The sequence below is a fragment of the Hydrogenophaga sp. genome (genome assembly GCF_051007235.1).
Classification (GTDB): Bacteria; Pseudomonadota; Gammaproteobacteria; order Burkholderiales; family Burkholderiaceae_C; genus Hydrogenophaga.
Genome location: NZ_JBPCSJ010000552.1, coordinates 1 through 5,889, shown reverse-complemented (window position 1 = coordinate 5,889; position 5,889 = coordinate 1). Strand labels below are relative to the sequence as shown.

5 protein-coding genes and 1 pseudogene are annotated in these 5,889 nt (G+C 67.0%); 2 read left to right on the top strand and 4 right to left on the bottom strand.

Translation table 11 applies throughout. From position 1 onward, the window contains the following. Window positions 1–129: 129 nt before the first annotated feature. Together ACR2JA_RS19595 and ACR2JA_RS19590 are read right to left on the bottom strand one after the other, a co-directional pair. Complete coding sequence (locus tag ACR2JA_RS19595; RefSeq protein WP_434010737.1) at window positions 130–483, bottom strand: ribulose bisphosphate carboxylase small subunit; 354 nt, start codon at window positions 481–483, stop codon at window positions 130–132. A gap of 132 nt (window positions 484–615) precedes the next feature. Further along, a complete protein-coding gene (locus ACR2JA_RS19590) occupies window positions 616–2,037 on the bottom strand; it encodes a form I ribulose bisphosphate carboxylase large subunit (protein ID WP_434010736.1) in 1,422 nt (473 codons plus the stop codon). A 115-nt stretch (window positions 2,038–2,152) separates the two neighbouring features. Here ACR2JA_RS19590 and ACR2JA_RS19585 point away from each other — a divergent pair, with 115 nt between their 5' ends. Then, window positions 2,153–3,106 (top strand): LysR family transcriptional regulator, encoded by a 954-nt coding sequence (locus ACR2JA_RS19585; RefSeq protein WP_434010735.1) that lies wholly within the window; start codon window positions 2,153–2,155, stop codon window positions 3,104–3,106. Here the strand turns inward: ACR2JA_RS19585 and ACR2JA_RS19580 are convergent. Beyond that, on the bottom strand, window positions 3,100–4,395 hold the full coding sequence (locus tag ACR2JA_RS19580) for a hemolysin family protein (RefSeq protein ID WP_434010734.1): 1,296 nt from the start codon (window positions 4,393–4,395) through the stop codon (window positions 3,100–3,102). The genes ACR2JA_RS19585 and ACR2JA_RS19580 overlap by 7 nt on opposite strands. Before the next feature lie 80 nt (window positions 4,396–4,475). Here ACR2JA_RS19580 and ACR2JA_RS19575 point away from each other — a divergent pair, with 80 nt between their 5' ends. Continuing rightward, window positions 4,476–5,309: a symmetrical bis(5'-nucleosyl)-tetraphosphatase gene (locus ACR2JA_RS19575; RefSeq protein WP_434010733.1), complete on the top strand. Its 834-nt coding sequence runs from the start codon at window positions 4,476–4,478 to the stop codon at window positions 5,307–5,309. Between the two features lie 96 nt (window positions 5,310–5,405). On the opposite strand, the pseudogene ACR2JA_RS19570 reads toward ACR2JA_RS19575, so the two are convergent. Next, window positions 5,406–5,889: pseudogene (locus ACR2JA_RS19570) on the bottom strand (DEAD/DEAH box helicase); the annotation flags it as partial.

Below are 5,889 nucleotides of genomic sequence, written 5' to 3'. Positions count from 1 at the left end.
GGCCTGCTCCGCGTGGTGAGGCGCGGCCAACTCCGTTCGTGTCCCCCGCCGGCCTGCGGCCGGCTCCTCCTTTACCTCACTGCGTCGGCCACCCCGCGCCACGCTCATGGGCACGGGGTGAACCTGCTCTCAGACTGTCTTGCCGCGATAGATGACCATGCTGGCGCCCTGCGACTGCTTGAAGTTGTCGTAGCCAATCAGGCGCACGTGGTTGTCCGGATTGGCCTGGCGGCAGCCCTCGCACTCGGCCAGCACCTTGTCCACGTCGGTCTCGCCGAACATGGGCAGCTTCCACATGTACCAGTAGGAGTCCATCAGGTACTGCGGTTCGGTGTGTTCGATGGCCGGGTTCAGGCCCTTCTTGACGAGGTACTCGACCTGCTTGCGGATCTCTTCTTTCGTCATCGCAGGCAGGTAGGAGAAGGTCTCGAACTTGCGGCTGGCCGGATCGGACAGGCGGGAGTTGTAGTCGTGCATGCTCATGATGGGTTCCTTTGAAAAATGAAGCTGCGTCCGAACCGGTCAAGTTCGATTCAGGACGCGAAGCAAAGCCGCAGACAGTGCTGAAGGCACGGCAAGGCTTTGCGACAAAGTCATGGATCGAAATCGACCGGTTCACTTGTGGGCGATGTCGAGCTTGTCCACTGTGTCGAACTCGAACTTGATCTCTTTCCAGGTCTCCATGGCGATCTTGAGTTCGGGCGAGTGCTTGGCAGCGTCCATCAGCACGGTCTTGCCTTCCTTCTCCACCGCCACGCCTTCGTTGCGCGCCTTGACGCAGGCTTCCAGTGCCACGCGGTTGGCCGCGGCGCCGGCGGCGTTGCCCCAGGGGTGGCCCAGCGTGCCGCCGCCGAACTGCAGCACCGAGTCGTCACCGAAGATGTTGACCAGCGCGGGCATGTGCCAGACGTGGATGCCGCCCGAGGCCACTGGCATCACGCCGGGCATGGAGCCGAAGTCCTGGTCGAAGAAGATGCCGCGGCTGCGGTCTTCCTGGATGAACTCGTCGCGCATGATGTCGATCCAGCCCAGGGTCGAAGCACGGTCGCCTTCGAGCTTGCCCACCACGGTGCCGGAGTGCAGGTGGTCGCCACCCGAGAGGCGCAGCACCTTGGTCAGCACACGGAAGTGGATGCCGTGGTGCGGGTTGCGGTCGAGCACGGCGTGCATGGCGCGGTGGATGTGCAGCAGCATGCCGTTGTCGCGGCACCAGTTGGCCAGGCCGGTGTTGGCGCACAGGCCACCGGTCAGGTAGTCGTGCATGATGATCGGCGAGCCCAGTTCCTTGGCGTACTCGGCGCGCTTGTACATCTCTTCGGGCGTCGGGGCGGTCACGTTCAGGTAGTGGCCCTTGCGCTCACCGGTCTCGCGCTCGGCCTTCTCGATGGCTTCCTGCACGAAGTCAAAACGCTGGCGCCAGCGCATGAAGGGCTGCGAGTTGACGTTCTCGTCGTCCTTGGTGAAGTCCAGACCACCACGCAGGCATTCGTACACCGCGCGGCCGTAGTTCTTGCCCGACAGGCCCAGCTTGGGCTTGATGGTGCAGCCCAGCAGCGGGCGGCCGTACTTGTTCATGATGTCGCGCTCGACCTGGATGCCGTGGGGCGGGCCGCCGCAGGTCTTGACATACGCGATCGGGAAGCGGATGTCTTCCAGGCGCAGGGCGCGCAGGGCCTTGAAGCCGAACACGTTACCCACCAGCGAGGTCAGCACGTTGACCACCGAGCCTTCTTCGAACAGGTCGATGGGATAGGCCACGAAGGCGTAGAAACAGGTATCGTCGCCGGGCACGTCTTCGATGCGGTAGGCGCGGCCCTTGTAGTAGTCGAGGTCGGTCAGCAGGTCGGTCCAGACCGTGGTCCAGGTGCCGGTGGACGATTCGGCGGCCACGGCAGCGGCGACTTCCTCGCGGTCCACGCCGGCCTGCGGCGTGATCTTGAAACACGCGAGGATGTCGGTGTCCTTGGGGGTGTAATGGGGCTCCCAGTACGTGCTGCGGTACTCCTTGACGCCCGCGTTGTAGGTTTTCGTCGCCATCTGCATTGCTCCTGTTGGGGTGTTGATGGAGCGGATTCTTGGGCCTCAAGACAATTAATAAAAGTAAAATGTTTTGACGATGATGGTTTATCAAAGTCAAATATAAAACCGATCCATGAATCTGCGTCACGCCACCCTGCACCAGCTGCGCATCTTTCTGGCCGTGGCGCGCCACAGCAGCTTTGCCCGCGCTGCCGAGGCGCTGCACCTCTCGCCGCCCACCCTATCGCTGCAGGTCAAGCAGCTGTCGGAAACGGTGGGCCAGCCGCTGTTCGAGCAGCTGGGCAAAAAGATCTACCTGACCGCTGCCGGCAAGACGCTGGCCGAGGCGTGTGAAGACATCGAGAGCCGCATGGAGCGCCTGGCCGAGGACCTGGCCGCGCTGCAGGGCGTGGAGCGCGGCAGCCTCAAACTGGCCATCCTCACCACCGTGAAGTACACCGTACCCAAGCTGCTGGGCGGGTTCTGCGCGGCGCACCCTGGCATCGACGTGGCCATGGTGGTGGGCAACCGCGAGAAGCTGCTGCAACGCCTGGCCAGCAATGAGGACGACCTCTACATCATGGGCCAGCCGCCCGAGCAGATGGACGTGGTCAGCGAAGGCTTTGCCGACAACCCGCTGGTGCTGGTGGCGCCGCCCGACCACCCGCTGGTGGGGCAGCAAAACCTTTCACCGCAGCGCCTGGCGAACGAGCCCTTCATCCTGCGCGAGGCCGGCTCCGGCACGCGCCTGACCACGGAAAAGTTCTTCGCCGGGCACGGCATCGCACTCAAGAACCGGCTGGAGGTGGGCAGCAACGAGGCCATCAAGCAGACGGTGGCCGGCGGCCTGGGTCTGGCCGTGCTGTCGGCCCACACGGTGGTCTCGGAACTGGCGCTGGGCGAACTGGTGCAACTGGACGTGCGGGGCTTTCCCCTCATCCGCCGCTGGCACGTGGTGTACCCGCGCGGCAAGCGCCTGTCGGCCGCGGCGCTGGCGTTCAAGGACTGGATGTTCGACCACCGGCTGGGCCCCGAAACCGCACGCCCCCCGGCTCGCGCGCCCCGGGGCCGTGGCAAGCCTCAGTGATCGGCTGCCGCCGGCAGCGGACGGATCAGCACCTGGTCGATGCGGCGGCCTTCGAGCTTGAGCACCTCGAAACGCCAGCCCGCGCTGTCCACGTGATCGCCTTGTGCGAGCAGCTGACCGGCCACGGTCTGCATGAGGCCGGCCACGGTGTTGTAGCGGCCCTTGTCCTCGTCGGGCAGTTCGTCGATACCCAGCCGTGCCTTGAGCTCGGCCACCGGCATGGCGCCGTCCACGCGCCAGCTGCCATCGTCCTGCCGAGTCGCCCAGGCGTCCACCGGGCGTTCGGGTGAGAGCTCGCCCGTGATGGCTTCGAGCAGGTCCAGCGGCGTCATCAGGCCCTGCACCACGCCGTATTCGTCCACCACGAAAGCCATGCGCGTGGCGCGCGCGCGAAACTGCTCCAGCAGCTCCATGCCGCTGAGCGTTTCGGGCACAAACGTGGCGGGCAGCGCGTGCGCGCCGATGGTGCCGGCCGCGCCCTCTTCGCGCAGCGCCAGCAGGCGCGGCAGGTGGATCACACCGACCACATCGTCCAGCCCGCCACGGCACACCGGGTACCACGAGTGGCCGACCGACCAGGCCTTGGGCACCGCGTGCTCGATGGTGTCGTCCGCGTCCAGCCACTGGATGTCGGCACGCGGCACCATGATGGAGATCAGCTGCCTGTCGTCCAGCAGGAACACGTTGCGCACCATATGGTGCTCGTGCGCTTCGATGATGCCGGCGTCCACGCCCTCTTCCAGGCTGGCGTTGATCTCTTCTTCGGTCACGTGCTGCTGGCCGCTGGTGTTGATGCGCAGCAGCTTGAGCACCCACTGTGTGGTATGCGTGAGCAGCCACACAAAGGGCTTGGCCGCCTGGGCCACGAAGGTCATGGGCCGCGAGACCCAGCGGGCCACGTTTTCCGGGTAGAGCTGGCCGATGCGCTTGGGCACCAGTTCGCCGAACACGATGGTGACGAAGGTGATGACCGCCACCACGATGCCGGTGGCCACACCCTCGGCCGTGCCGTCGGCCATGCCCCAGCCCACCAGCGCGTCGGCCACGCCACCGCTGAACGCGGCTTCGCCCACGATGCCGTTGAGCATGCCGATGGAGGTGATACCCACCTGCACCGAGGAGAGGAACTGGGTCGGGTGCTCCAGCAGCTTCATGGCCGCCTGAGAGCCCTTGTCCCCGGCCTCGGCCATGGCCGCCAGGCGCGCCTTGCGGCTGGCGGCCAGCGACATTTCGGACATGGCGAAAGCGCCGTTGAGCAGGGTGAGGAAAAGGATGAGCAGGGTGTCCATGGGAACGGGAATTGTCCCTTAGAACGCTTGGGACCCCGTCGGCGCACGGCCCGGCCCCCGACGACATGGACAATCGCGCCATGGCCACCTATTTCATCGGCGACGTGCAAGGCTGCGATGCCCCGCTCGGGCGCCTGCTGCAGACGATCGATTTCTCGCCCAGCCGCGACACCCTGTACCTGCTGGGGGACCTGATCAACCGCGGCCCCGATTCGCTGGCGGTGCTGCGGCGCCTGATGGCGCTGGACGCCAGCGCCCACTGTCTGCTGGGCAACCACGACCTGCACCTGCTGGCCGTGGCCCACGGCGTGCGCAAGCCGCACCGCAGCGACACGGTGCAGGACATCCTGGACGCGCCCGACCGCAGCGCCCTGCTGACCTGGCTGCGCCACCGCCCCATGGCCTTGATGGCCCACGGCTGGCTGCTGGTGCACGCGGGCGTGCTGCCGCAGTGGGACGCGGCACAGACCCTGGCGCTGGCGCACGAACTGGAGCGTGAACTGCGGGGCGCCGACTGGGGCGTGCTGATGCACAACCTGTACGGCAACCGACCCGACCGTTGGAGCGACGACCTGCGCGGTTACGACCGGCTGCGTGTCATCGTCAACGCGCTCACACGGCTGCGCTTTTGCTCAGCCGACGGGGTGATGGAGTTCGAGACCAAGGACAGCGCCGACGCGGCCCCCGCCGGGTTCATGCCCTGGTTCGAGGTGCCGCAGCGCCGCACCGCGGGCACACCGGTGGCCTTCGGTCACTGGTCCACCCTGGGTGCGGTGCAGCGCCCCGGCGTGCTGCCGCTGGACACGGGCTGTGTGTGGGGCGGCTGTCTGACGGCGGCGCGCGTGGGCGAGACGCCGAGCAATATCGAGCACATCAGCGTGCGCTGCGAACAGGCGCAACGCCCTGGGGGCTAAGGGGGCGCCGCCGCAGCACCGGGCAGGGCCCCGGTGCCTCCCGGGGCAGGGGACTGATTCGCCTCGAGGCGGCCCAGAGGCGAACCGGCCCGCCCTTCAGGCGTTTTCGGTCGGGTTGGTCTCGGGCGCAGGCGCGCTCTTGAACAGCGCAGCCACCTTCTTGCGCGTCTTGATGTTGGGAGAGAGACGGCTGGTGGTCGGCTTGGCCGAGGCCTCCCAGGCCGGCGGCGCTTCCGAGGGCTGGCTGGGTTCGTACGGCTTGTCGAACAGCGGATCCGCCGGCGCGCGCGCGGGGCGCATCGGGCGGCGGTCGCTGCCGGCGCGGTCGTCACGGCCGGAACGGCCTTCGCGGCTCTGGCGCGCTTCGCGGATTTCGCGGCCTTCACGACTCACTTCGCGCGGCGCCTCGCTGCCGCCCGCATCGCCTTCGCGCCAGGCGCGCTGGCCGTCGTTGAAGCGGCCTGCCGGGCGCTTGTCGGCCTCCAGCTCCACCGCTTCGAGTTCGAGCTTCTTGCCGATCAGCTTCTCGATGTCGGCCATCAGGCGCGCATCCTTGCCGCTCACGAACGAGACGGCCAGG